We start from the raw sequence: 20,965 nt of genomic DNA, 5'->3' as shown, positions 1-20,965 counted from the left end.
ATTTGCCGATTTTTGTCAAGATTTGCTAAGATTATCGGCTATCATGCCGGTAAACAGCCGTTTTTCTTGGATAGTTTGCCCAAACAGCCTTGTATCAACCGGCGCACGGCGCGCCGGTCAACATAGAGAAGTAAGGAGATCTTTGCATGAATTACCCTGTGATCCCCCGCACGTTTTTCAGTGGCGACTGCTTCGATGCCTACCGCATTCTGGGTGCGCACCCCTGCACCGACCCAAACGGCGCCGAGGGCTGGCGTTTTGCCGTGTGGGCACCCGGTGCCACCGCCGTGGAGGTGTGCGGCGGCTTTGACGGCTGGGAGCGCGGCGTGCCCATGGAAAAAGCCGATACCGGCGTGTGGAGCGCCTTTATCCCCGGTCTTGCGGAAGGAGATCTGTACAAATACCGCGTGCATGGCGCGGACAGCAGCACCGTGATGCGCAGCGACCCCTACGCCTTTGCCACCGAGCTGCGCCCCGGCACTGCCAGCAAGCTGACAAAGCTGGATTTTGCCTTTGACGACACCGCGTGGATGGAGCGGCGGGACAAATGCCGCAACCGCCCGCTGAACATCTACGAGCTGCACGCCGGCAGCTGGAAGCACAAGCCCGGCGCAACCCGACCGGACGGCTCGGACGGGTGGTACAACTACGAGGAGCTGGCGCGGGAGCTGATCCCGTGGCTGCTGGAGCACCACTTTACCCATGTGGAGCTGCTGCCGCTGGCAGAACACCCCTTTGACGGCAGCTGGGGCTACCAGACCACCGGCTATTTCTCGGTGACCAGCCGCTACGGCACCCCCGCCCAGTTTGCGGGCTTTGTCAACGCCTGCCACCGCATGGGCATCGGCGTCATCATGGACTTTGTGCCGGTGCACTTTGCCGCCAACGCCGACGCGCTGGCAAAGTTTGACGGCACCTACCTGTACGAGTACGACAGCGACGTGGGACAGAGCGAGTGGGGCACCTGCAACTTCAACTACTACCGCCGGGAGGTGTGCAGCTTTCTGAGCAGCGCCGCCGGGCTGTGGATGGACGTGTACCACTGCGACGGCATCCGCATGGACGCCATCTCCCGGGCGCTGTACTGGCAGGGCGACCCCAACCGCGGCGTGAATCAGGGCGCGGTGAACTTTTTGCGCAGTTTGAACCACGGCCTGAACGAGCGCTGGCCCACTGGCATCTACATGGCGGAGGACTCCACAAACTTTTTAAAGGTGACCGCCCCCACCCGTTACGAGGGCGTGGGCTTTGACTACAAGTGGGATATGGGCTGGATGCACGACACGCTGGACTACTTTGCCACCCCCTTCGGCGAGCGCCCGGGCTGCTACGGCAAGCTGCTGTTCAGTATGCACTACTTCTACAACGAACTGTATCTGCTGGCGCTGAGCCACGATGAGGTGGTGCACGGCAAAAAGACCATCATTGATAAGCTGTGGGGCAGCTACGCGGAAAAATGCGCCCAGCTGCGCACCCTGTATTTTTATATGTACACCCATCCCGGCAAAAAGCTGAACTTTATGGGTAACGAGCTGGCACATTTCCGGGAGTGGGACGAAAAGCGGGAGCTGGACTGGAATTTGCTGGAATACCCCTTCCACGATGCCTTCCAGAAGTACTTTGCAAACCTCTGCCGCATCTACGCCTCCGAGCCCGCCCTCTACGATGGCGAGTACAACCCGGACTGCTTTGAGTGGGTGGCAAACGAAAGCTGCGCCGAGGGCGTGTACGCATGGCTGCGCAAGGGGCGCGGGCAGAACCTGCTCTGCGTCATGAACACGCAGGACCACGCCCACAAAAAGTTCCCCCTGTACCTCAAGTTCCCCTGCAGCGCAGAGCTGGTGCTGGACACCGAGGCCGGCACTTGGGGCGGCGTGCACAAGGCGCACCGCAAGCAGAACTTCCACACCACCGACGGCGGCGTGTTCGGCAGGGACTACACCCTGACGCTGGACCTGCCCGCCATGGGCAGCTATCTGCTGCGGCTTACCCCGGAAGCCCCGAACCCGGACGCCGCCCGCCTGAGCGCCAACAGGGCGCTGGCGCAAAAGCGCAAGGCGGCAAAGGCTGCTAAGACCGCTGCAGAAGTTTCCGATCAGTAATATTTATGCAAAAATGTCCCGTCTGCTTTGAAAGCGGCGGGACATTCTGCATTTTTCGCCGCCGGGGTGCTGGACAGTGCCCCGGGGAGTTGTTATACTGTATTGTGTGAAACTTTGCAAGGAGGGCTCTTGTTCCATGTCCGATACTCTGACCAGACTGCGCACTTCTCCTGCGGCAAAGTGCATACTGGCGCTGGCGGCAGCTGCAGTGCTGCTGGCCGTTTTTGCGCTGGCTGTGCCCGGCAGCAGGTTGTTTTTTCCGCTGGTGAGCCTGTGGTGCAATCTGGCACTGTTTGCCTGTGTGCTGCTGGTGCTGCGGGTGGCGGGGGTAAAATTTGACCTGTTCCACAAAGCAATCATTGTTGGCCTGTGGGCGGCGGCGCTGGTCTATTTTTTCTGGGCGCTTGGCCGCCGCAGCTTTGTTTACATCTGGGATTATTTCAACTATATCAGCAAACAGTACAGTGCCGAAGCTGCCTTTCTGCAAGGCCCGGCGGCGGGCTTCCAGTTCATCTTCGGCTCCTTTGCCGAGGACTATACCAACTTCATCACCCTGTTTCTGGAGTTTCCCTTCTGCCTGAGCGACCACACCGGCGACAGCTTTGCCTTTTGTCAGGTGTTCAGCGTTCTGCCCATGCTGCTGGTGCTGCTGGCGGGGCTTACCATCAAGGTGGGGCAGATGCTACGGGTGAAAAACCGCTTCTGGTACTTCCTCATGGGCATGACGTGGATGGTCACCTTCCCTTTTTTGCGCATGAGCGCCATGCTCAGCCAGCCGGACTGGTTCGGGCTCATCTTCGCCTTCAGCATTCTGCTGCTCACGCTGGATTTCCGGTTTGAAAAACTGGAGCCGGTACGCTTTTGCCTTTTGTTTGCCGCCACGGCAGCCATCATCCTCTCCCGCCGGTGGTACTTATACTTTGTGGTGGGCTACTACTTTGCCTACGCAGTTCTGGTGCTGGTAAGCAGCGTGCGCATTGCCCGGGCCGGGCAGAAAAAGCAGGCGCTTGTGCAGGTGCGCAATCTGGTGCTGTTCGGGCTGATGAGCATGGTGGCCATGCTCATCCTGCTGTGGCCGATGGTGCGCAAGATCCTCGGCTTTGACTACGCCGGGCGCTACTCTTACTACAATTTCGGCGGCCTTACGCTGGAGCTTGCCGCACAGGCTTTGCGCATCGGGCTGCTGAACTTTATCCTGATCGGGCTGGGGCTGTGGTTTGCGGCAAAGCGCCGTCTGCCCGCCCTGCCTTGCCTTGCGGGCGCAGAGCTGCTGATCAGCCTTTTGCTGTTCATCCAGGTGCAGAACTCCGGCTCTCACCAGATGCTGCTGTTTTTGCCGGGGTGGCTGCTCCTGTTTTTGCTGGGCGCAGCGGCGCTGGTGGAGGGCATCCAGAAGCACCGGGACCTCAAGCTTTTCTACTGGGTGTTCACGCTGGTGTTTGCCGTCTCGGTGCGCTGCTCTCCGCTGACCGTTGTAGCGATGCCGGGCTTTCTGGTGGATCACTTCCCCCTCAAGGCGGCGTCGGAGTTCGTCCGGCTGGACAAGCTGATCTACGACCGCAAGGATCTGCCGCAGATCAAGGCCATTGCCAACTGGATCGACACCCACTGCGCCGAGGGTGAGCTCAGCTACATGATCCCCCACGATATGCTGTACTGCCCGGATCACTTCAAGAACTGCCTTCTGCCCGAAATGTCCATCAACGATAAGCTGGCCTTCGGTTTCTCGGTGCCGGGCACCCACAACTTCCCCATGCAGTTCTTCGAGGCAAAGTACGTCCTTACCGCCGACCCCTTCCCCCAGACCTTTGTGGGCAGCGGCGAGCTTTCCCACAAGCTGAACGAGAGGTTCCTTACGGTGCGGGACGAGTACTTTACACAGGAAGCCACCTTTGATATGGGCAACGGCACCACCTTTACGATATGGCGGCGCACCGCAAGCCCCACCCGCGCCGAGGTGGAATATTACCTGAGCGCCTTTAAAGAAGAAGATGCCCAGTACCCGGAGATGTTCTCCCAGATCGCAGAAAGCTGGCTGGCCGCCCGCGGGCTGTAACGCCGCTTTGCTATATAAAAGGAGTGTTCGACTATGGAACAGACTGCAAACACCATGCCCGCTGCCACTTTAGGGCAGTACAAGGGGCTTGCCTTCACCCGCCGGGTGCGCCCGGTATCGGAAAAGGCCGTGGACGCGGATATCGCCAACATGGCGCGGGTGCACGCGCCCTTTGTGCCCACTGACGCGCCCGCCGCCCGCGGGATGCGTGTCACGCTGGATTTCGAGGGCTTTCTGGAGGGGGCACCCATCCCGGACAGCCGGATGGAAAATGTGACCGTAGTGCTGGGCACCGGGCAGCTGATGCCCGCCGCAGAAGAAGCGGTGTACGGCCACTGCGCGGGCGAGACTTTCCGCTTCGACTTCACCTACCCCGCCGACTTCCGGGTGCCGGAGCTTTCCGGCAGGACGGCGCAGTTTGCGCTCTGCCTGCACACGGTAGAGCGCAAGCAGGTGCCCCCGGTGGACGATGCCTTTGCCAAGGCACAGGGCTTTGCGGACTTGGAAGCCCTGCGGGAGAGCCTGCGGGAGAAAAAGCGCCTTTCCCACGAAGCCAACGCCGACCGCATTGCCGGGGCGGCGCTGCTGGATATGGCAGGCGCGAACCTGACCGTGGAACTGCCCGCAGAGCTGCTGGCGCAGAACGCCGAATACCAGATGACCCAGCTGCGCCAGCGGCTGCGCAAGAGCCATATAACCATGGAGCTCTACTGTAAGAGCGCCGGGCTGACCCCGGAGCAGGTGCGGAAGGGCTACCGCAAGGAAGCCGAGCGCCAGCTGCGGGCAATGCTGGCAGTGCGCGCCATTGCCGAAGCCGAAAAGATCACCGTGACCCAGCAGGAGGTGGACGCCGAGATCGCCCGCCTTTCCAAGCTGCACGACACCCCGGAAGAAGAGATCCGCAAGGTGCTCAGCCGGGACGCCATCGCCGCCGCCGTGACCAACCAGAAGGTGCAGCGTTTCCTGCTCGACCACGCCGCCCTTACCTCTGTTGTGGAAAAGGAGTAAGACCATGGGCTTTTTTACCAGAACTGCAATGGATGCCCTGATGAAGACCAGCCATCCCGAGATCAACCGCCGCCAGTGCTGGAATTTGCACCCTCACCGCAAGCCCTGCACGACCTGCAAGGACATCTGCCCATACGGCGAGGAGATCTTTACCCGCCCGAACCTTGTCAAGGACTGGGACCCCTGCACCGACTGCGGGCTGTGCGTTTCTGCCTGCCGCAGCGGCTGCATTGCGCCTTCGCCGGAGCAGGTGCAGCGGGATACCGCCGCAGCGGACACCGACAACGATACCATCTGGATCGGCTGTGAGAAGTCCAGCCGCAAGAACACCGTGGTGCGCAGCTGCATCTGTGCGCTCTCGTGGGAAGCGCTGGCGTATCTGGCGCTGAACAAAAAGATCGTGCTGGACCTGACCCCCTGCGGGCAGTGCGAGAACGACCTTTGCGCCGAGCAGCTGCGTAAGGAACTGACCCGCCTTGTGGACTTTTTCGGTCAGCCGATGTTCGAAGCGCGGTTCTCGCTGGCTTATGAGGAAAAGGAGTACCCCTACCATGTGCAGGAGCTGACCCGCCGCGAGATGCTGGAACAGGTGAGCCACGGCTCCAAGAGCGGCACCAAAAAGCTGCTGCAAATGCTGCCCGGTCTGCGCAGCGAGGAGGACAGCGGGGTGGACTTCCGTCTGCTGCTGCACCAGCGCACAAAGCAGCTGAAAGCCGCCATGGAAACGCCCCTGCAGTACGGCTACTATATGCCCAAATTCACCGACAACTGCTTTGGCTGCGGCCGGTGCGAAAAAGCCTGCCGCGCCAACGCTTTAAAATTCGAGGAGATGCCCAACGGCCAGACACGCATGGTGCTTACCCCGTGGAAGTGCAGCGAGTGCGGTGTGTGCATGAACGTGTGCTCCAACAAGGGCTTTGACGGCATGAAGCTGTACCAGCTTACCACCCTTGGCCCCGTGGTGCTGCACAAGTGCACCAAGACCCTGTGCAAGCAGTGCGGCAAGCCCATTGCCCCGGACAGCGCCGAGGGACTGTGCTCGGTGTGCCGCATCAAGGCACGCACCCAGAAGCGGCAGGAGGAAGCGCGTCTGCGCGCCGAACAGCTGAAGGCCGAGCGCGCCGCCAAGGCCGCCGAGGAAGCCGCCAAGGCAGCGGAAAACGCTGCCGAGACCACAGCGGAAGCCGTCCCGACCGTAGAGACTGCTGCTGCCCAGACCGTGGAAGCTGCCGCCCTGCCCGATACCATCCCTGCCGGGCAGAGCGCAGCCCCTGCCAATGTGGCTGCGCCCAGTCTCGAAGCGCCGCGCTCCGAGTAATAGCTGGACGATTGGGAATGCGCTCCGCGTTGCTTTGCGCATAAATAGCGGAAAAATTATTTTAAATAGAGCAATGCCGGAGCGTCTGCGGACGCTCCGGCATTGCATTTTCACGGGGAGGGGTCAGCCCCCGCCCCGGCGGAATCCGATTGACGTTGCGCCCAAACAATGCTATACTGGGCTTAAAGTTACCGTTGGTAGCCGATGGACTTGTTACAGAGAGGTAACGGATGTGGTTCCGTTGCCTCTTTTTTTACAAAGAGCGAAAGAGGTTTTTTATGATGCATCATGCTTTTTCCCGCCGTCAGTTCCTCAAGGCAGGCGGCGCGGCAGCCCTTTCCACCGCTGCTGCCGGGCTGCTGAGCAGCTGCGGCGGCTCCGCTGCGGGCGGCACTGCCGCAACCGGCGACAGCACCACCTACACTGTGCTGTACGCCCGCCAGCCCGCCACCCTGAATTATCTCATCTGCTCTGCCGACCCGGACCTGTACCACGGCACCCATTGCGTGGACACACTGGTGGAGTACGACAGCCGCGGTAAGATCCGCGAAGGCCTTGCCACCAGCTGGGACTGGGACGCCGACACCCTGACATGGACCTTCCACCTGCGGGACGAGAACTGGGTGGACTATACCGGCGCGGTGCTTGGCCCCGTGACCGCGCAGGACTTTGTGGACGCGCTGGCCTATCTGCTAAACCCGGACTACGCCTCCGGCACCGCCAGCCTGGTCACCCCCTATGTGGCCGGGGCTGAGGACTACTATAACTACTGCGTCTGGCGCAACAACGCCCAGAATGGCACCGTGGCCGAGGACGGCACCACCTACACCATCGACGCCGCAGGCACCGTCACCGTGACCGCCGCCGACGGCAGCACCACCACCTGCCCCGCCGTGGATTTTTCCTCCGTGGGCGTGGCTGCCGTGGACGAGCACACCCTGACCTATACCTTGAACTACGACTTCCCGGGCTTTTTGAGCCTGTTGAACTACGCCCCCTTTGAGCCTGCCTACGGCCCCATGCTGGCGGAGCTGGGCGACCAGTTCTGCACCAGCGCCGAGACCGCCTGCAACTGCGGTGCGTTCTATCTGGCGGAGTACACCCCGCTGGAAAGCTGGGTGATGAAGAAAAACCCCGAAAACTACGATAAGGACAGCGTCTATATCGACACCATCCGCTACATCTACAATCAGGAGGCGCTCATCAGCGGCCCGGAGATGGTGCGGCGCGGCGAGATCGATCAGGCCACCATCAGCTCGGACATTTTGGACAGCTGGCTGGCAGACGATACCACCAAGGACATGGTATCCATGGAGCGCCCGGAGACCGGCAAGAGCTACTTTTATTTCTTTAACTTCCTGCCCTACGCCCACCAGTTCCACAACTGGAACACCACCGGCGTGGATGCCCAGTACCAGCCGGACAACTGGGCCAAGGCGGTGAACAGCACCAACTTCCGCAAGGCGTTCCTGTACGCCATCAACCCCGCCGTTACGCTGGCGGTCACCGCACCGGAAGGGTACGAAAACTACAAGCTGCACACCATCACCCCGCCCTCCTTCTGCGCGGACAGCAAGGGCGTGGACTATACGGAATGCGGCGCGCTTGCCAAGGTGACCGACCACTTCAACGAAGCCACCGCCAAGCAGTACCGCGATGCCGCCGTGCAGGAGCTGACCGCTGGGGGGGCTACCTTTCCCATTAAGGTGCAGTACCCCTACAACCCCGCCGTGGTGGACTGGGACAAGCAGTGTCAGGTGTTCAAGCAGCAGGTAGAGGGCGTATTGAACGACGGTTTCGACTTTGTGGATATTATTATTACGCAGGGGCCGTCCGATAACTTTTTGAACGCAGTGCGCCGCGCGGGTGCCTACGAATTCATGTCCTACTACTGGGGCGCGGACTACTCCGACCCTGAGACCGAGGTGTACCCCTTCTATCAGGAGGCGGGCGACCGGGGCACCTGCTACGCCTTTCTGCGCACCGGCGTAGAGGACGGCATCATCACCGGTGAGACCGCCGACTATGTCATGACCTACATGGACATGGTAGAAAAGGCCAAGGCCATCACCGCCGACCTCGACGCCCGGTACGCCGCCTTTGCCGATGCCGAGGCGTACCTCATCGAGAATGCGCTGGTCATCCCGCTCAGCCTGCCGGTGCCGCCCTACATCGCCACCCGGCTGAACCTGTGGGAGGGACAGTACGCCCCCACCGGCTTCTCCTCGAACCGCCTGAAGGGCATCCATATCCTCGACCACTACGTTTCCATGGACGAGTATAACGCCAACCGGGATGCACGGTAAAACGATTTAAATGCGCTCCGCGTTGCTCTGCGCATAAATAGCGGAAAGAATATTTTTAATAGAGCAAAGCCGGAGCGTCTGCGGACGCTCCGGCTTTGCATTTTCACGGGTGGGGTCGTAACGATCAACTGCATTTGCAGCGCCTGCTTCCTGCGGAAGCGGCGGCGCTGCGGGGAGCGGGCAAACCCTCTCCGTCATCGCTACGCGATGCCACCTCCCCCGAAAGGGGGAGGTTTTGCTCTACTGACCGGGAGATGGCAAAAAGCTCCCCCTTCGGGGGAGCTGGACGCGACCAACGGGAGCGGACTGAGAGGGTTTGTTCCCCGAAGAGCTGCCGCTCCCGGCTACGACCCCACCTGTGAAAATAGCGTTTGGAGCGCTCCGCAGAGCGCGACAAACGCGAAATTATAAATATTCTTTCCGCTGAACATGGCCAGAGCATAGCGGAGGCCATTCAAAATCGTCCCTCTCCCCATTTTCCCGCAAAAAACCACAAAGCACTTCCCAAAAAGGGCAATTTGCGGTATGCTATATCTATCGGTATTTCAAGTAAAAAGAGAGGTGCACACCATGGTGCAATATCTTGCAAAGCGCATCGGGCGCTCGGTGCTGACGCTGTTTATCATCGTGACGCTGGTGTTCTGTCTGCTGCGGCTCATGCCGGTGGAAGGCTACTTTGCAAACTACGAAAAAATGTCCGAGGCGCAGATTCAGGCCGGGCTGCAGGCTATGGGTCTTTTGGACCCTCTGCCGGTGCAGGTGGGGCGCTTTTGGAAAAACGCTTTGCACGGCGACCTTGGGGTGAGCCATATCTACAAGGTAAACGCTCCGGTCACCCAGATATTGGCGCAGAAGCTGCCCATCTCCATCCAGATGGGCGTGCTGGCCATGCTGCTCAGCCTTGTGCTGGGCATCCCGCTGGGGCTTGTGATGGGGCAGTACAAGGGCCGCTGGCCGGATAAGCTGGGCACGGCGCTCATCGTGCTGATCCAGGCTGTGCCCGCTGCGGTGTACTTTTTGTACATCCAGATGTACGGCACGGCGGCGGTGGGCGTGGGGCTGCTTTTCAACGCCGCAAACTGGCGGTACTGGGTGCTGCCGGTGTGCAGCATGAGCCTTGCAAACCTTGCCTTTTACGCCATGTGGCTGCGCCGCTACATGGTGGACGAAAGCAACAAGGACTACGTTCGCCTTGCCCGCGCCAAGGGCGTGTGCGGGCGGGATATCGCGCTGCATCATGTGTTCCGCAATGCCATGGTGCCGCTGGTGCAGTATATCCCCTCGGCGTTTCTCAATACCGTGGTGGGCTCCATCTACATCGAGAGCCTGTACAGCATCCCCGGAATGGGCGGGCTGCTGGTCACCTGTGTGCAGCGCCACGACAACACCATGGTGCAGGGCATCGTACTGCTGTACGCCTGCGTGGGCATCGTGGGGCTGATACTGGGCGATATCCTGATGGTGCTCATTGACCCCCGCATCAATTTTGGCAGGAAGGAAGGTGGCCGCTGATGTTTAAACGCGCGTGTTCCCGTCAGCTGGAAGCGCAGCTGAACGCCCTGCAAAAGGACGGCCCCGCCGCGTGGGCAACCCTGCCGGAGGAGGAGCTTTTCACCCCCGCCGGGTTCAGCAGCCAGCAGGCCGAAGCCACTGCCAGCACCAGTTACAGCTACTGGGGCAGCACCTTCCGCGCCTTTTTTAAAAATAAGCTTGCCGTGGCGCTGCTGGCAGCGCTGGCGGCGGTGGTGGTGTTCGCCTTTGTGCAGCCGCTGCTGCCCGGGCAGGCAGACCCAAACTTTTGCGCCGTAGACCCCGCCACCGGCATCCAGTACCGCAACATCGCCCCGGGGCAGCAGGGCTTTCTCTGGGGCTCCAACTCCATCGGACAGGATCTGTGGGCGCGCATCTGGGCGGGCGCGCGCACCAGCCTGACCATCGCCTTTTTCGTGGCGGTCATCGAAGCTGCCGTGGGCATTACCGCCGGTGTGCTGTGGGGCTATGTGCGCAGGCTGGACTTTGTGTTCACCGAGCTGTACAACATCTTCGATAACATCCCCACCGCCATCGTGCTCATCCTCATCTCCTATGTGGCTACCCCCAGCATCTGGACGATGATCTTGGGCATGTCCATCAAGGGGTGGATCGAGATGGCGCGGTTCATCCGCAACCAGATTTTAATTATCCGCGACCGGGACTATAACATCGCCTCCCGCTGCATCGGTACGCCCACCCTGCGCATCGTACTGCGCAACCTGCTGCCGTATCTGGTTTCGGTCATCATGCTGCGCATGGCACTTACCATCCCGGAAGCCATCGGCAACGAGGTGTTCATCACCTACATCGGCCTTGGGCTCTCGGTGGAAACCCCCTCGCTGGGCAATCTGGTAAACGATGGCCGCAAGGTGATGATGCAGGCGGGGCTGCGGTATCAGCTGCTGTACCCCACCCTCATCCTAAGCTTTGTCACCATCGCCTTTTACCTGATCGGCAACGCCTTCTCGGACGCCGCCGACCCCAAGAACCATCTGCAATAAGGAGGATCCCCCATGACCCAAGATTCCATCCTCTCGGTGCGCGGCTTGCAGATCCGGTTCGGGCTGCGCGGGCGCACCCTGCACGCCATCCGGGACATCGACCTCGACCTTTACCGGGGCGAGGTGCTGGCCCTTGTGGGCGAGAGCGGCTCCGGCAAAAGTGTGTTCACCAAAAGCTTTATGGGCCTTTTGGACGCGAACGGCAGCATCACCGGCGGCAGCATCGACTACTACCCCACGCCCGGCTGCGCCCCGCTGCACCTTGCGGCGCTCAGGACTGAAAAAGAGTGGCTCACCGTCCGCGGGCGGGAGATCGCCATGGTGATGCAGGACCCCATGACCAGCCTGAACCCGCTCAAGACCATCGGCGAGCAGATCACCGAGGCCGTCACCCTGCATCAGGGCTTAAAGGGCGCTGCTGCGCGGGAAAAGACGCTGGAATACCTGCGGGACGTGGGCATCTCCGACCCTGCGCTGCGGTACAAGCAGTATCCCCACGAGTTCTCCGGCGGCATGCGGCAGCGGGTGGTCATTGCCATTGCGCTGGCGTGCAACCCGAAAATATTGCTCTGCGACGAGCCCACCACCGCGCTGGATGTGACCATTCAGGCGCAAATTTTACAGCTGCTGCGGCAGATGCGGGAAAAATACCACTTGACCATCGTGCTCATCACCCACGACCTTGGCGTGGTGGCAAACCTTGCCGACCGGGTGGCGGTGATGTACGCGGGCGACATCGTGGAGATCGGCACAGCGGACGAAATTTACTACGACCCCCGCCACCCCTACACATGGGCGCTGCTATCCAGTATGCCCCAGATGGGCGTGAAGGGGCAGGACCTGTTCAGCATCCCGGGCACGCCGCCCAACCTGTTTGCCGAGATACGCGGCGACGCCTTTGCGCCCCGCAACCCGCAGGCGCTCAAGATCGATTTTGTCAAGCGCCCGCCCTACTTTGCGGTATCGCCCACCCATAAGGCGCGCACATGGCTGCTGGACCCCCGCGCGCCCCACATCGAGCCGCCCGCTGCGGTGAAAAAGCTGCAAAAGGAGGGGCTGTGATATGGCAGAGCCGTTACTGGAAGTAAAAAATTTGCAGGTGACCTACGGCAGCGGGCGCAAAGCCTACTCTGCGGTGCAGAACGCCAGCTTTACCATCTATAAGGGCGAGACCTTCGGTCTTGTGGGCGAGAGCGGCAGCGGCAAGACCACCATCGGCCGCGCCATTCTGCGCATTTTGCCCACCACCGGCGGCGAGATTTTATACAAAGGTCAACGCATCAACGGCAAAATTTCCCGCGCGCTGGACAGGCAGCTCACCCGGGAAATCCAGATGATCTTTCAGGACCCGCAATCCTCCCTGAACGAGCGCGCCAAGGTAAGCTACATCGTGGGCGAGGGCTTGCAGAACGTGCGCCCGGAGCTGAGCGCCGCGCAGCGGGAGGAGAAGGTGCGGCAGGCGCTTTTGGACGTAGGCCTGCTGCCGGAGTTTGCCAGCCGCTTCCCCCACGAATTTTCCGGCGGGCAGCGCCAGCGCATCGGCATTGCCCGGGCACTCATCGTAGAACCGGAGTTCATCGTGGCGGACGAGCCCATCAGCGCACTGGATATGTCCATCCGGGCGCAGGTGCTCAACCTGCTGCGCCAGCTGCAAAAGCAGCGCGGCATCACCTACCTGTTCATCGCCCACGACCTTTCGGTGATGCGTTACATTTCCGATCGCATTGCCGTCATCCGCAAGGGCAATATTCTGGAACTGGCGGACGCCGAGGAGCTGGTCACCCACCCGCTGCACCCCTACACCCGCAGCCTGCTGTCTGCCATTCCCATGCCAGACCCGCGCCGGGAGCGGGAGAAAAAGCTGCTGGTCTACGACCCCGCCATGCACGACTACACCACAGCACCCCCCGCGTGGCGGGAATTGCGCCCGCGCCATTGGGTGCTGTGCAATGACGCCGAGGCGGAAAAGTGGCTTGCCGGGAGCGGGACGATTTAGAATGGCCTCCGCTGGCGCTCTGGCCATATTCAGCGGAAAGATTATTTTTAATAGAGCAAAGCCGGAGCGTCTGCGGACGCTCCGGCTTTGCATTTTCACGGGAGGGGTCGTAATGGGAAGTGGCATTTGCAGCGCCGCTTTCTGCGAAAGCGCGGCGCTGCGGGGAAAGGTTTTTGCAGCCTTTCAGCGGGCTAAACTCCCTCAGTCAAAGCCTGACGGCTTTGCCAGCTCCCTCGGGGAGGGAGCCTTTGGCGCGCCCGGGAACTTTCCCACTGCCGCTGAAGCCTTCACCCACCGGGGGAAGCCTTCAGCGGGAAATTGATTTCCGTGGGTTGCACGGTTTGTTTATTGACTTTCCCCTGCGGTTCTACTACAATACTGAATGAGAGGTTTTGCCTTCTCTGATGCAGCAGCATCCCGGCAGCTTTCCACTATGGCAAGCTGCCTTTTTTGTCTGCCGCAGCCGCTGCGCCGGGCAGCAGACCTGAAAAGAGAAAAGAAGAAAAAAGTGAAGAAAGGTTTTGATCCTATGACGGAAACCACCAAGCAGCCGGTCTATGCCTCCAAGGCAAAGCCATGGCTGAAGTATTATGAGGAAAAGTACATCCACCAGACCGTGCCGGAGTGCTCGGCCTTTGAGCTGATCTGCCGCAACAACGAGCGGCATCTGGGCGACACCGCGCTGGAATACTACGGCCGCAAGTTCAGCTATGCCGACCTGATCGTGCAGGTCAAAAAGACCGCCGCCGCCCTGCAGGCGCTGGGGGTGAAAAAGGGCGATATCATCACGGTGGTCAGCGTGATGACCCCGGAGGTGGTCTACGCCTTCTACGCCGCCGACCTGCTGGGCGCTACCCTGAATCTGGTGGACCCCCGGTACAGCACCGAGGGCATCCGGGAGTACATCGAGGAGGTGGAGTCCCGCCTGCTCATCTGCCTGAACGTGGTGTACCCCCGCTGCCATCAGGCCGCAAAGCGCACCAGCGTGGAGCGGGTGGTGGTGCTCAGCCCCGCCGACAGCCTGCCGCTGGCCAAGGCCGTGGGCTACAAGCTGACCAACCCGGATAAAAACCGCTACGCCTCCAACGTGCTGCGCTGGAAGGACTTTATGGCCGCAGGCAAGGGGCACAGCCCCGCCGCCGCGCCCTACGACCCCCAGCACACCTGCGTGGTGGTGCACACCGGCGGCACCACCGGCTCGCCCAAGGGCGTTATGCTGACCGACTACTGCTTCAACGCCCTTGCGCAGGAGTTTGCCGCCCAGAGCCGCCTGTTCCACCGCGGACAGAAGATGCTGAACGTGATGCCGCCCTTCATCGCCTACGGTTACAGCTGCGGCATCCACATGCCGCTGGTCATGGGGCTGCACGTCATCATCATCCCCAATCTGGACCCGGATAAGCTGGGCGCACTGGTGTGGAAGTATAAGCCCGCGCACATGTTCGGCGTGCCCACTCACTACCAGCAGCTGGCCGCCGACCCGCTGCTGAAAAACAAAGACCTCTCCTTCATCCGCAACTACGCCGCCGGCGGCGACTCCCTCTCGCTGGGCGCGGAGCAGACGGTGAACCAGTTCCTCAAAGCCCACGGGGTGGAGTACCCGCTGGCAAAGGGCTACGGCATGACCGAGGTATCCTCGGCAGCTACCATTGCCGCCGGCAACGTGACAAAGCCCGGCAGCGTGGGCATCCCCATGGTCAACACGGTGGTCTCCATTTTCGAGCCGGGCACCGAGACCGAGCTGCCCATCGGTCAGCGCGGCGAGATCTGCATCTGCACCCCCACCGCCATGAAGGGCTACTACAACAAGCCCGAGGAGACCGCCTATCTGCTGCGCCGCCACGCCGACGGCCAGCTGTGGGCGCACACCGGCGATATCGGTTCCATGGACGAGGACGGCTTTGTGTATCTGGATGCCCGCATCAAGCGCATCATCATCCGGCACGACGGCTTCAAGGTGTTCCCCTCCATGATCGAAAACGTCATCAGCCGCCACCCTGCCGTGCAGCAGTGCTGCGTGGTGGGCTGCGCCGATACCGACCACACCCAGGGACGTCTGCCCTTCGTTTTTGTGGTGCTGGACCCTGCCGCCACCGGCAAAAAGCGCCAGATCCTGCGGGAGCTGCGCCAGCTGTGCCGCGAGGAGCTGCCGGAGTATGTGCAGCCCGCCTCCTCGGCCTATAAGATCATCCCCGAAATGCCCATGACCCCCGCCGGCAAGGCCGACTACCGCAAACTGGAAGAAGAGGTGGGGTGAACACTCCCGTGAAAATTCGTTTGGAGCGCTCCGCAGAGCGCGACAAACGCAAAATAAAAATAATCTTTCCGCTGAATATGCGCAAAGCGAGCGCGGCGCGCATTCCAAATCGTCCCACTGCCCTTGAGAAAGAAGGAATCATCCATGAAACATCCCCGTTTTACCGCATGGCTGTGCAGCGCCGCTGCGCTGGTGCTGCTGGCTGTGCCCGCCTTCGCCCAGCAGCCCGATGCCCTGCCGCCGGAGGATGCCCCCGCCGCGCAGGTGCAGACCGCCCCTGCGGATGTTCCGTCCCCGACAGCGGAGACTGCCCAGCCCGCCCCAGACGCAGAACCCCCTGCCGCCGACCCTCAGCGCACCTATGTGGCGCTGGGCGACAGCATCGTTTCCGGCGTAGGTCTGCCGGATTTCAAGTACACCGAAGCCGCCATCGGCATGGACGTGGCCGCAAACTTTGAGGGTTACCCGGAGCAGTGCTATGTTTCGCTAGTGGGCAAGGGGCTTGGACTGGACCGTCAGCACGCCATCGATCTCGGCCTGCCCGGGCTGACCACCGGCGACCTTGTGGATATGCTGCGCACCGGTGCAATGCCCAAAATGAACCAGCTGGCGGGCACCTACTACGTCTACCCCCAGATGCTGGACTATATCCGGCGTGCGGATATCATCAGCGTGCAGGTCGGCTCCAACGATGCGCTGGTACCCGCCCTTGTGGCGCTGGGCAACGCCACCAACTGGAAAAGCGAGCAGCTGGTAGCCACCCTCATCAGCGGCGTGCTGCGTACCCCCAGCTTTGAGAATTTGCAGCGGCTGAACAGCGGCCTTTCCCGCCTGCGGCTTACCCGCGAGGAGCGCAAAGCCACTACCCAGCTTTTGCTGGGCGGCGGCACCGACGCTATCTGCGAGCAGGCGTATCAGGACGCCGCCGTCAACATGCCGCAGGTGGTGGCCCAGCTGCGGGCGCTGAACCCGGACGCACAAATCATCCTTGTAGGCTACACCAACCCCGTGCCTCTACTGCCGGAGTGGACGCAGCTGTTCCGGCGGCTGAACGCCCTTGGCAAGAGCCTTGCCGCCCAGAACGAGAACGTGACCTATGTGCCCATCCCCTTTGCCATGACCGCCACCGATGCCCACCCCACCGTGAGCGGGCATAAGTACATCGCCAACCGCATCCTGCGGGCGGTTAAGAAATAAAAGGATACGCAAAAACCGGGCAGCCCGCGGGCTGCCCGGTTTTTGCTGTCTCATCGTCCCAAAAATCGCACATTTTCGGTGCATTATGCGGGGTCCTCCTCTTCCACCATCCGCTCATAGTCGGCGGTAAAAAGGCGCTGGGGCAAAGCGCTGGTCATGGCAAGGGCGGCGTTCCACTGCTCCTCGCCGGTCAGTTCCCCGCTCACCGGCGGAAAGTGCGCCAGAATGGCGTCCAGCTCCTGCTGCACCCGCTTTGCCACCCAGATGCCGCGGTCGGTCAGGTAAATTTTACCGTAGTACTCCTTTACGATCATGCCCTGCTCCATGAGCAGGTTCAAAATGCGCACCACCGAGGGCTTTGTCACCCCCAGCTTTTCCGCAATGCTGCGGGAGCTGATGTCCAGATGGGTGCGGCTTACCTCGTAGATGGCCAGCAGATAGCGCAGATGCGCTGCGGTCAGCTGCATACCGGTCACTCTCCTTTTTACGCGCCGGGGCCTGCCCGGTGTTATCATAAGCTAACTTTGTTTTAACTAAAAAGGAGCGCGAGCCGAGAGTTTCAGCCCGCGCTCCTTGCGGTTCAGTGCTTATTAGTTCAGTGCTCAGTGGCAGCCCTTGCAGTGGCTGCAATCGCCGCCGCAGCTGCAGCCGCCGCCGTGCTTGTGGGTGTGCCATACGACCCAGCCCAGCGCGCCGAACACCAGCGCTGCCACGATGATGGTGGGCAGATTAAAGTTTGTTGCAATAAATTCCGTCATACAGTACACACCCTTTCATTTCTATCAGATGCGGGAAGTATCCAGCTTTACTTCGTTGTTGTCGGCGTACTTGTTGGGGCGCACCATCAGGTAGATAAACGCTGCCAGCACCACAACAGCCACCACGGTGAACAGGCCGAAGTGCACCTCGCCGGTGATAAGGCCGCCCAGCTGATACACCACCAGCGCAGAGCAGTAAGCCAGAGCACACATGTAACCAATGGCGATGGCCGTCCACTTGCCGTTATTCATCTCGCGCTTGATGGCGCCCATAGCAGCGAAGCAGGGGGCACACAGCAGGTTGAAGATCATGAAGGCGTAAGCCGACAGAGCGGTGTAGTCCTTCGCAACAGCAGCCCAGATCTCGTCGCCGTTCTCAGACAGCTCGCCGCCGAAGTGATACAGAACACCGAAGGTACCAACCACGTTCTCCTTTGCAATCAGGCCGGAGACGGAAGCGACGGTTGCACGCCAGTTGCCGAAGCCCAGAGGTGCAAAGATCCATGCGACCTTGGTAGCGATAGCAGCCAGCACGGAGTTGTCCTGATCCTCGACCATACCGAAGGCACCGTTCTCGAAGCCGAAGCCCTGCATAAACCACAGGATGACGGTAGCGAGCAAAATCACAGAGCCTGCGCGCTTGATGAAGGACCAGCCGCGCTCCCAAGTTGCCCGCAGCACGTTGCCCCATGCGGGCACATGGTAGGCGGGCAGCTCCATGACGAAGGGAGCGGGATCACCTGCGAAGAGCTTGGTCTTTTTCAGCATGATGCCGGAGCAGATGATGGCTGCCATGCCGATGAAGTAGGCAGACACTGCCACCAGCGAGGAGCCGCCGAACAGTGCACCGGCGATCAGGCCGATGATGGGCATCTTTGCGCCGCAGGGGATAAAGCAGGTGGTCATGATGGTCATGCGGCGGTCACGCTCGTTCTCGATGGTACGGCTTGCCATAACGCCCGGCACGCCGCAGCCGGTGCCCACCAGCACCGGGATAAAGCTCTTGCCGGAAAGGCCGAACTTGCGGAAGATACGGTCCATGATAAAGGCCACGCGGGACATATAGCCCACGTCCTCCAGAATGGACAGCAGGAAGAACAGCACCAGCATCTGGGGCACAAAGCCCAGCACTGCGCCCACGCCTGCCACGATGCCGTCCATGATCAGGCCGTACAGCCAGCCAGCCACGCCGATGCTCTCCAAAAAGCCGCCCAGCGCATTGGGAACGATCTCGCCAAACAGCACATCGTTGGTCCAGTCGGTGGCAAAGGTACCGATGGCCCAGCCGCCGTCCGCAATGGAGGTGCCCATGGACAGGGAGTACATCAGGTACATCACCACTGCAAAGATGGGCAGTGCCAGCACACGGTTGGTAACGATCCGGTCGATCTTATCGGAAACGGTCAGGTGCTCCACGCGGGCCTTCTTCTTGACTGCCTTGCCCACCACGGTGTTGATGTAGGCATAGCGCTGGTTGGTGATGATGCTCTCGGCGTCATCGTCCATCTCTTTTTCGCAGTCCTGAATGTGCTCGTCGATGTGGTCCACCAGTGCCTTGTCCAGCTTCAGCTCTTCCAGCACCTTGTCGTCCCGCTCGAACAGCTTGACGGCGTACCAGCGCAGGAAACGGTCATCCACCTTGCCCTGAATGCTCTCCTCAATGTGGGCAATGGCGTGCTCCACGCTGCCGGTGAACACATGGGGCAGCTCGCCGGTCTTGCCGGCCTTGGCGGCGGCTACCGCAGCCTTGGCGGCGGCCTCGGTGCCCTCGCCCTTCAGGGCGCTGATCTCCACTGCCTGACAGCCCAGCTCTGCGCTCAGCTTCTTCAGGTCGATCTTATCGCCGTTCTTGCGCACCAAGTCGATCATGTTCACAGCCATGACCACCGGGATGCCCAGCTCGATCAGCTGGGTGGTCAGGTACAGGTTGCGCTCAATGTTGGTGCCGTCGATGATGTTCAGGATGGCGTCGGGCTTCTCCTTCACAAGGTAAGTACGGGAGACCACTTCTTCCAGCGTGTAGGGGGACAGCGAGTAGATGCCGGGCAGATCCTGAATGACAACGTCCTTGTCACCCTTGAGTTTGCCTTCCTTTTTTTCCACGGTCACGCCGGGCCAGTTGCCCACATACTGGTTGGAGCCGGTCAGGTTGTTGAACAGGGTCGTTTTGCCGCAGTTCGGGTTGCCGGCCAGTGCAATTTTAATGCTCATTGCGGATACCTTTCCTCCCTTTTGGTCGTATCAGACCACTTCGATCATCTCAGCGTCGGCCTTGCGCACGCTCAGCTCGTAGTTGCGCACGGTCAGCTCCATGGGGTCGCCCAGCGGCGCCACCTTGCGCACATAGATCTGCACCCCCTTGGTGATGCCCATATCCATGATGCGGCGCTTCACCGGGCCTTCGCCGTGCAGCCGTGCCACGGTGGCGGTCTCGCCCACCTTTACGTCTTTCAGTGTTTTCATCGTACTCGTTCCTCCCTTGCAGTATTTCATGCAGCACCGGGAAGGCGCTGCCTCAGTCCACCATGATGCGGCTTGCCATGGTCTTATCCAGTGCCAGCCGGCTCTGCTTGACCTGCACGATCAGGTTGCCCGCGATCTCGTTGACCACGGTCACCTCGCTGCCAACCACGAACCCCAGCTCGGCCAGATGCAGCCGCACCTCGTCCTTGCCGCTGATCCTGCGGATGGTGACGGTCTCGCCTGCTTTTGTCATCGTCAAAGGCATCATCGCTGTGCTCCCCTTCCCTTGAAAAATATGTGATGCTGCGGTGGTTAGTCAGCCGTAACTATCAGCGTAGACAGTTTACCGCTGCTAACCCCAACTTGTCAATAGATTTTTCATATCTCATGGTTAGTTTATATGAACAAACAAATTTTATGCCGGTATCGCCCTGCATTTTTATCAAAATCATCAATGACTAACTCTGTTTTTTGAGGTAAAGTTAGCCATTGTTTACATTTTCAGGGGGTCGTTTTGCCATTTTATAGGGCAGGGTGACGGAGAAGAACCCTCTCAGTCATCTCGCTGCGCTCGATGCCAGATTCCCCCTTTTGTCGCTACGCGACATCTTCCCCCGGAGCGGGGGAAGTCTTTCCTCTCAGGGGGAGCTTTTCGGCTCCTTCCGGTAAGTAGAGCAAAACCTCCCCCTTTCGGGGGAGGTGGATTTGCGAAGCAAAGACGGAGAGGGTTCAGTCCGCTGAACTCCCCCAGTCATCACTGCGGGAGTGCCTTTCTGCTTGCCGCAAACGTGCAGGGACGCTCCGCTGGGCCAGAGGTAGGGAGGGGTGTCCCGCCTCCCCCCTCCCTACCTCTGGACTCCACCCACCCCACAACGGGCCAAGGGCTACACGCCCTTGACAATCCTAAAGAAGAAGTCGAAGCACAAAAAAGCTAGCGCTGCGCCAGTCGGCGCTATCGCTTTAACGCTTT

General features: G+C 60.6%; 16 protein-coding genes. 11 read left to right on the top strand and 5 right to left on the bottom strand.

Annotation, left to right across the window (positions count from 1 at the left end; genetic code table 11):
- The first annotated feature begins 146 nt into the window (after window positions 1-146).
- The 11 genes from glgB to DXB44_RS06115 all read left to right on the top strand — a co-directional run bounded on the left by glgB (window position 147) and on the right by DXB44_RS06115 (window position 16,774).
- On the top strand, window positions 147-2,102 hold the full coding sequence (glgB, locus tag DXB44_RS06175) for a 1,4-alpha-glucan branching protein GlgB (protein ID WP_118658108.1): 1,956 nt from the start codon (window positions 147-149) through the stop codon (window positions 2,100-2,102).
- A gap of 136 nt (window positions 2,103-2,238) precedes the next feature.
- On the top strand, window positions 2,239-4,158 hold the full coding sequence (locus DXB44_RS06170) for a hypothetical protein (protein WP_118658107.1): 1,920 nt from the start codon (window positions 2,239-2,241) through the stop codon (window positions 4,156-4,158).
- Between the two features lie 33 nt (window positions 4,159-4,191).
- Window positions 4,192-5,166: a trigger factor gene (tig, locus tag DXB44_RS06165; protein WP_118658106.1), complete on the top strand. Its 975-nt coding sequence runs from the start codon at window positions 4,192-4,194 to the stop codon at window positions 5,164-5,166.
- Window positions 5,167-5,170: 4 nt separating this feature from the next.
- The gene (locus tag DXB44_RS06160; protein ID WP_118658105.1) at window positions 5,171-6,484 is read left to right on the top strand and encodes a 4Fe-4S dicluster domain-containing protein; all 1,314 of its coding nucleotides are present in this window, start codon (window positions 5,171-5,173) and stop codon (window positions 6,482-6,484) included.
- A gap of 278 nt (window positions 6,485-6,762) precedes the next feature.
- The gene (locus tag DXB44_RS06155) at window positions 6,763-8,790 is read left to right on the top strand and encodes an ABC transporter substrate-binding protein (protein ID WP_243111054.1); all 2,028 of its coding nucleotides are present in this window, start codon (window positions 6,763-6,765) and stop codon (window positions 8,788-8,790) included.
- Between the two features lie 570 nt (window positions 8,791-9,360).
- Entirely contained in the window at window positions 9,361-10,302 is a 942-nt protein-coding gene (locus DXB44_RS06145; RefSeq protein ID WP_118658103.1) for an ABC transporter permease, read from the top strand.
- Window positions 10,302-11,324 carry an ABC transporter permease gene (locus tag DXB44_RS06140; RefSeq protein ID WP_118658102.1) on the top strand — a complete coding sequence of 341 codons (1,023 nt, stop codon included), beginning with the start codon at window positions 10,302-10,304 and terminating at the stop codon, window positions 11,322-11,324. Before DXB44_RS06145 ends, DXB44_RS06140 begins: the two co-directional genes overlap by 1 nt.
- 12 nt (window positions 11,325-11,336) lie before the next feature.
- Window positions 11,337-12,386: an ABC transporter ATP-binding protein gene (locus DXB44_RS06135; protein ID WP_118658101.1), complete on the top strand. Its 1,050-nt coding sequence runs from the start codon at window positions 11,337-11,339 to the stop codon at window positions 12,384-12,386.
- Window position 12,387: 1 nt separating this feature from the next.
- Window positions 12,388-13,320 carry an ABC transporter ATP-binding protein gene (locus DXB44_RS06130; protein ID WP_118658100.1) on the top strand — a complete coding sequence of 311 codons (933 nt, stop codon included), beginning with the start codon at window positions 12,388-12,390 and terminating at the stop codon, window positions 13,318-13,320.
- Between the two features lie 433 nt (window positions 13,321-13,753).
- Window positions 13,754-15,577, top strand: a complete 1,824-nt coding sequence (locus DXB44_RS06120; RefSeq protein ID WP_243111052.1) for a class I adenylate-forming enzyme family protein — start codon at window positions 13,754-13,756, stop codon at window positions 15,575-15,577.
- A 144-nt stretch (window positions 15,578-15,721) separates the two neighbouring features.
- The gene (locus DXB44_RS06115; protein WP_118658098.1) at window positions 15,722-16,774 is read left to right on the top strand and encodes a GDSL-type esterase/lipase family protein; all 1,053 of its coding nucleotides are present in this window, start codon (window positions 15,722-15,724) and stop codon (window positions 16,772-16,774) included.
- Window positions 16,775-16,857: 83 nt separating this feature from the next.
- Here the strand turns inward: DXB44_RS06115 and DXB44_RS06110 are convergent, their stop codons facing one another.
- The 5 genes from DXB44_RS06110 to DXB44_RS06090 form a co-directional block, all read right to left on the bottom strand.
- The gene (locus DXB44_RS06110) at window positions 16,858-17,241 is read right to left on the bottom strand and encodes a MarR family transcriptional regulator (protein WP_118658097.1); all 384 of its coding nucleotides are present in this window, start codon (window positions 17,239-17,241) and stop codon (window positions 16,858-16,860) included.
- 135 nt (window positions 17,242-17,376) lie between these two features.
- A complete protein-coding gene (locus DXB44_RS06105) occupies window positions 17,377-17,532 on the bottom strand; it encodes a FeoB-associated Cys-rich membrane protein (protein WP_117554208.1) in 156 nt (51 codons plus the stop codon).
- A gap of 24 nt (window positions 17,533-17,556) precedes the next feature.
- Window positions 17,557-19,743, bottom strand: a complete 2,187-nt coding sequence (gene feoB, locus DXB44_RS06100) for a ferrous iron transport protein B (protein ID WP_118658096.1) — start codon at window positions 19,741-19,743, stop codon at window positions 17,557-17,559.
- A 30-nt stretch (window positions 19,744-19,773) separates the two neighbouring features.
- Complete coding sequence (locus DXB44_RS06095; RefSeq protein WP_005927392.1) at window positions 19,774-19,995, bottom strand: FeoA family protein; 222 nt, start codon at window positions 19,993-19,995, stop codon at window positions 19,774-19,776.
- Between the two features lie 52 nt (window positions 19,996-20,047).
- Window positions 20,048-20,263 carry a FeoA family protein gene (locus DXB44_RS06090; RefSeq protein WP_005927389.1) on the bottom strand — a complete coding sequence of 72 codons (216 nt, stop codon included), beginning with the start codon at window positions 20,261-20,263 and terminating at the stop codon, window positions 20,048-20,050.
- Window positions 20,264-20,965: the final 702 nt, after the last annotated feature.

This window comes from Faecalibacterium sp. OM04-11BH (assembly GCF_003482185.1).
Taxonomy (GTDB): domain Bacteria; phylum Bacillota; class Clostridia; order Oscillospirales; family Ruminococcaceae; genus Faecalibacterium; species Faecalibacterium tardum.
Note: the sequence above shows the minus strand (reverse complement) of the source record. Positions and strands in the feature narration are given on the sequence as shown.

What these genes read in the sequence shown, in the direction of transcription:
- glgB (WP_118658108.1), top strand. Translation starts at nt 147, where the DNA reads ATGAATTACCCTGTGATCCCCCGCACGTTTTTCAGTGGCGACTGCTTC.
- DXB44_RS06170 (WP_118658107.1), top strand. Translation starts at nt 2,239, where the DNA reads ATGTCCGATACTCTGACCAGACTGCGCACTTCTCCTGCGGCAAAGTGC.
- tig (WP_118658106.1), top strand. Translation starts at nt 4,192, where the DNA reads ATGGAACAGACTGCAAACACCATGCCCGCTGCCACTTTAGGGCAGTAC.
- DXB44_RS06160 (WP_118658105.1), top strand. Translation starts at nt 5,171, where the DNA reads ATGGGCTTTTTTACCAGAACTGCAATGGATGCCCTGATGAAGACCAGC.
- DXB44_RS06155 (WP_243111054.1), top strand. Translation starts at nt 6,763, where the DNA reads ATGATGCATCATGCTTTTTCCCGCCGTCAGTTCCTCAAGGCAGGCGGC.
- DXB44_RS06145 (WP_118658103.1), top strand. Translation starts at nt 9,361, where the DNA reads ATGGTGCAATATCTTGCAAAGCGCATCGGGCGCTCGGTGCTGACGCTG.
- DXB44_RS06140 (WP_118658102.1), top strand. Translation starts at nt 10,302, where the DNA reads ATGTTTAAACGCGCGTGTTCCCGTCAGCTGGAAGCGCAGCTGAACGCC.
- DXB44_RS06135 (WP_118658101.1), top strand. Translation starts at nt 11,337, where the DNA reads ATGACCCAAGATTCCATCCTCTCGGTGCGCGGCTTGCAGATCCGGTTC.
- DXB44_RS06130 (WP_118658100.1), top strand. Translation starts at nt 12,388, where the DNA reads ATGGCAGAGCCGTTACTGGAAGTAAAAAATTTGCAGGTGACCTACGGC.
- DXB44_RS06120 (WP_243111052.1), top strand. Translation starts at nt 13,754, where the DNA reads ATGGCAAGCTGCCTTTTTTGTCTGCCGCAGCCGCTGCGCCGGGCAGCA.
- DXB44_RS06115 (WP_118658098.1), top strand. Translation starts at nt 15,722, where the DNA reads ATGAAACATCCCCGTTTTACCGCATGGCTGTGCAGCGCCGCTGCGCTG.
- DXB44_RS06110 (WP_118658097.1), bottom strand. Translation starts at nt 17,241, where the DNA reads ATGCAGCTGACCGCAGCGCATCTGCGCTATCTGCTGGCCATCTACGAG.
- DXB44_RS06105 (WP_117554208.1), bottom strand. Translation starts at nt 17,532, where the DNA reads ATGACGGAATTTATTGCAACAAACTTTAATCTGCCCACCATCATCGTG.
- feoB (WP_118658096.1), bottom strand. Translation starts at nt 19,743, where the DNA reads ATGAGCATTAAAATTGCACTGGCCGGCAACCCGAACTGCGGCAAAACG.
- DXB44_RS06095 (WP_005927392.1), bottom strand. Translation starts at nt 19,995, where the DNA reads ATGAAAACACTGAAAGACGTAAAGGTGGGCGAGACCGCCACCGTGGCA.
- DXB44_RS06090 (WP_005927389.1), bottom strand. Translation starts at nt 20,263, where the DNA reads ATGATGCCTTTGACGATGACAAAAGCAGGCGAGACCGTCACCATCCGC.